The sequence below is a fragment of the Actinotalea ferrariae CF5-4 genome (assembly GCF_000603945.1).
Taxonomy (GTDB): Bacteria; Actinomycetota; Actinomycetes; order Actinomycetales; family Cellulomonadaceae; genus Actinotalea; species Actinotalea ferrariae.
This window is the reverse complement of record NZ_AXCW01000325.1, coordinates 1-3,831: the sequence shown is the minus strand read 5'-3', so window position 1 is coordinate 3,831 and position 3,831 is coordinate 1. Positions and strand designations below refer to the sequence as shown.

Below are 3,831 nucleotides of genomic sequence, written 5' to 3'. Positions count from 1 at the left end.
CGTCCGGGCCCTGGGCGACCGCGGCGAGCAGGTGCCCGGCGTCGGCCGCGGTGGGGCGTGCGGCCGGGTCCTTCGCGAGCATCGACCGGACGAGCCGGTCCACCGCCTCGGGCACGTCGGCCCGGCGCGCCCGCAGGGACGGCGGCTCGTCGCCGAGGTGCCGCTGGAGCACGGCCACGGCGGACCCGGCCTCGAACGGCGGGGCACCGGTCAGGGCGGCGGTGAGCAGGCAGCCCAGTCCGTACACGTCGCTGGCCGGCGTCGCGGACTCGCCCCGGGCCTGCTCCGGCGACATCGCGTGCGCCGTCCCGATGACGGTGCCGGCGGCCGTCAGCGCCGCCTGGGCCGTGTCGACGCTGGCGATGCCGAAGTCCACGAGCGTGACGTCCGACCCGTGCAGCAGCACGTTGGCGGGCTTCACGTCCCGGTGGACCACGCCGGCCGCGTGCACGGCCGCGAGCGCCCCCGCCACGCGGGCGCCGATCCGCAGGCCCTCGGCCACCGGCAGCGGCCCGTCCTGCTGGAGGACCGCCGCCAGGTCGCGCCCCTCCACGAGCGTCATGACGACGTACGCGACGCCGTCGGCCACCCCGACGTCGTGCACCGTCACGACGTCCGGGTGCGCGATCGAGGCGGCGGTCACGGCCTCCCGGCGCAGGCGCTCCCCGAGCGCTGGGTCGTCGGCCACCGCGAGGTCGACGACCTTCACGGCGACCGGGCGGTCGAGCACGGTGTCGCGCGCCTCCCAGACCGTCGCCATCCCGCCGGCGCCGATCCTGCGGAGGAGCTCGTAGCGTCCTGTGAGCAGCACGCACCCATCCTGGCCCGTCGCCGCGTCCCCGGCTCGGGCAGGGCTCCCGCGCAGGTCAGTGCGAGGTGACCGCGCCCTTGCGGCGGGGCACCAGGTGCATCACGGCGACGACGACGGCGCCGACCAGCAGGCCGATGACCGCCGACGCCAGGGTGTTCACCAGCCAGGCCAGGAACCCGCCGACGCCACCGACGCCGGCGACGGCCTCCTCCCAGTGGTGCACGAGGTCGTACGGGGCGTGCCAGCCGAGGTCGTCCACGCCGACCAGCAGGATGTGCCCGCCGACCCACAGCATGGCGACGATCCCGACCGTCGAGAGCACCGCGAGGACCTTCGGCATCGCCCGCACCAGCGCCCGACCGGTCGCGGCGACGGCGCCCTGCCGGGTCTCGGCGAGCCGCAGGCCGATGTCGTCCATCTTCACGATGAGCGCGACGACGCCGTAGACGAGCACCGTGATCCCGAGCGCGACGACGACGAGGATCACGGCCCGGTTGACGAACCCCTCGTCCGCGACCTCGTTCAGCGCGATGACCATGATCTCCGCGGAGAGGATGAAGTCGGTGCGGATCGCACCCTTCACCATCGCCTTCTCCGAGTCCGGACCCTGCGCGGCGGCCGGCAGGGCCTTCTTCTCCTTGGCGTGCCCGGTGAGGAGCTCGTAGACCTTCTCGGCACCCTCGTACGCCAGGTAGGTCCCGCCGAGCATGAGGATCGGGGTGAGCAGCCACGGCAGGAACTGGCTGAGCAGCAGGGCCGCGGGGAGGATGAAGAGCAGCTTGTTGCGCAGGGAGCCGAAGGCGATCCGGCGGATGACCGGCAGCTCCCGGTCGGCGGTGAACCCGTGGAGGTACCGCGGCGTGACCGCGGTGTCGTCGATGACGACGCCCGCGGCCTTCGCGCTGGCCCGGCCCGCCGCCGCGCCGATGTCGTCGACCGAGGCCGCCGCGAGCTTCGCGAGCACCGCGATGTCGTCCAGGAGTGCCGCCAGACCGCCCGCCACGGGTGCCCCTCGTCCTCCGCGCCGAGCGTGCGCGGTGTCTCGTCGCCCGCGCGACCGCGCGGCGTCTCGCCGTGACCGCCGATGAGGCACCGGCCGGCCGCCGGTTCCCCCGGCAGCGCCAGGGTAGGGCGAGGGACGCCCCGGTGCGCGTCGCGCCGCAGACGCGCGGGTCGCTGCGTCGTCAGCCGCGCGGGTGGCCGTGCCGGTGCAGCGGCACGTGCAGGTGGAGCCGGTGCCGGGGACGCCGGCGCAGCAGCCCCCGCTCCTCGGCGGCCAGCCGGTGCTGCAGGCGGCGCTCGATGTCGCGCGTCTGGTTCTCACTGATCTTGAGATAGATCTCGTGCACGGGTTCTCCTGCACCTCGCGGGCCACGGTGGTGGGTGGCCCTCGTCTCGGCCGCGAGGGCGGGTCTCGCCCCGCGGGTCCGACGGCCGGCTCCGGTGCCGGCCGCACCTCCAGCCTTCCACCGCCGGCGTGCCGGCTCCTGGGACTCGGAGGGTGAATACGGTGCTCACCGGCGCGCCGTCGGTCGCGGTCGTGGCCTGTGGCAGAGTCCCGCCATGACGCCTGCCCACCGGTACGCCGTGGAGATCGTCCACCTCCTCGTGTCGCCGGAGCACGCCTACTTCGGCCGGCCGCGCGACGGGGCAGCCGTCGTCCCGACGACGGACGCGGACACGGCCGACGTCGTCGCGGGCCAGGGCATCGTCGGCGACCGGTTCTACGGCAAGGCGGCCCACATGGACGCCGCCGTCACCCTGTTCGCCGCCGAGGCGCTCGAGGCCGTCGCCGCCGACCTCGGCACGGGGCCGCTCGACCCGCTCCTGACCCGCCGCAACGTCGTCCTGCGCGGCGCGGAGCTGGCGCCCCTGCTCGGGGAGGAGGTCGTGCTGGAGTCCGGCGGCTCCGCGGTGCGCCTGCGCGTGGGCCGGCCGGCGAACCCCTGCGCGTGGATGGACCGCGTGCTCGCCCCCGGTGCCCACGCGGCACTTCGGGGACGCGGTGGCGTGCGCTGCATGCCGCTGACCAGCGGCAGCCTGCACCGCGGGCCGGCGACGCTCATCAGCCCCGTCCCGCTGGACCCCGCCCGGGCCGGCGCGTCGGTCCGTCGGCTGCCGTCGCGGCTGCCGTAGCCCCCGCGCCACGGACCGTGGAGGATCGGCCGCGCGGTGCGCGGGGGATGCGCCACGGTCTTCCTGCGGGGCCTCGTCACACCAGGACGGCGGCGTCCCGTCGGTGGCCGAGCTCCACCAGCCGGCGCAGGCGCGCCCACACCAGCACCGCGAACACCGACCACGGCGCCAGCGACGCGAGGGCGAAGGCCAGCCCGACGACCCCGAAGTTCGAGGGGACGGCCATGAGCACGGCCGCGACCAGCCCCCACGTCGCCGTCGACCGGGTGAACACGGCGGAACGCCGCATGAGCAGGGCCAGCACGAGCAGGGTGACGAGGTTGAAGAAGTAGTAGATGTCGAACGCCGTGCCCATCCACGTCGCGAGCATCCCGTCGCCCGTCGCGAGCAGGGCCGTGCGGCCGGCCTCGTCGGCGCCCTCGTACGCCCGGGCGAGCATGAGCATCTCGACCGCCCGGGGCGAGGCCATGGAGGCGGCCATGCCGAGCGTCCCGAACGCCAGCGCGACGACGACGCCCGAGCGGCTCACCCGCCACAGCACCACCGCGAGGGCGAGGTAGAGGAGGTACGCGAGGAGGTTCGACACGACGTAGAGCACGTCGAGGGCCACGATCCCCCGCAGCGGGTCCTCCACGAGGAGGGCGAAGAAGCCCGCTGTCGTCGTCGGCGGCGGCCAGACGACGTAGATGCCGATCTGCAGGACGATCATCGCCACGCTCACCAGCGCGACCCACGCACCGGTCAGCACGAGGCCGCGGTACCGCGCGACGTCGGGCACGACGTCCGCCGTCGTGATCCGTTCCATGACCCTCCGCCTCACCCCGGCTCGGCACCGCCCCGCCGCACGGCCGACGGTGCGCGGCACCGCCCCGCCGCACGGCCGA

Annotated in this window: 5 protein-coding genes; 1 reads left to right on the top strand and 4 read right to left on the bottom strand. The window is 75.2% G+C overall.

What is annotated here, in order from left to right; all coding sequences use genetic code 11:
* The 3 genes from N866_RS17135 to N866_RS21090 all read right to left on the bottom strand — a co-directional run.
* Positions 1-811 (bottom strand): serine/threonine-protein kinase (locus N866_RS17135; RefSeq protein WP_034228786.1); only part of this gene is annotated, 811 nt, incomplete at its 3' end.
* Between the two features lie 55 nt (positions 812-866).
* On the bottom strand, positions 867-1,814 hold the full coding sequence (locus tag N866_RS17130) for a DUF808 domain-containing protein (RefSeq protein WP_034228783.1): 948 nt from the start codon (positions 1,812-1,814) through the stop codon (positions 867-869).
* A 181-nt stretch (positions 1,815-1,995) separates the two neighbouring features.
* Entirely contained in the window at positions 1,996-2,160 is a 165-nt protein-coding gene (locus tag N866_RS21090) for a hypothetical protein (RefSeq protein ID WP_155855448.1), read from the bottom strand.
* Between the two features lie 214 nt (positions 2,161-2,374).
* Here N866_RS21090 and N866_RS17125 point away from each other — a divergent pair, with 214 nt between their 5' ends.
* Entirely contained in the window at positions 2,375-2,947 is a 573-nt protein-coding gene (locus N866_RS17125) for an MOSC domain-containing protein (protein WP_034228780.1), read from the top strand.
* 76 nt (positions 2,948-3,023) lie between these two features.
* Here the strand turns inward: N866_RS17125 and N866_RS17120 are convergent, their stop codons facing one another.
* On the bottom strand, positions 3,024-3,752 hold the full coding sequence (locus tag N866_RS17120; protein ID WP_034228777.1) for a hypothetical protein: 729 nt from the start codon (positions 3,750-3,752) through the stop codon (positions 3,024-3,026).
* Positions 3,753-3,831: the final 79 nt, after the last annotated feature.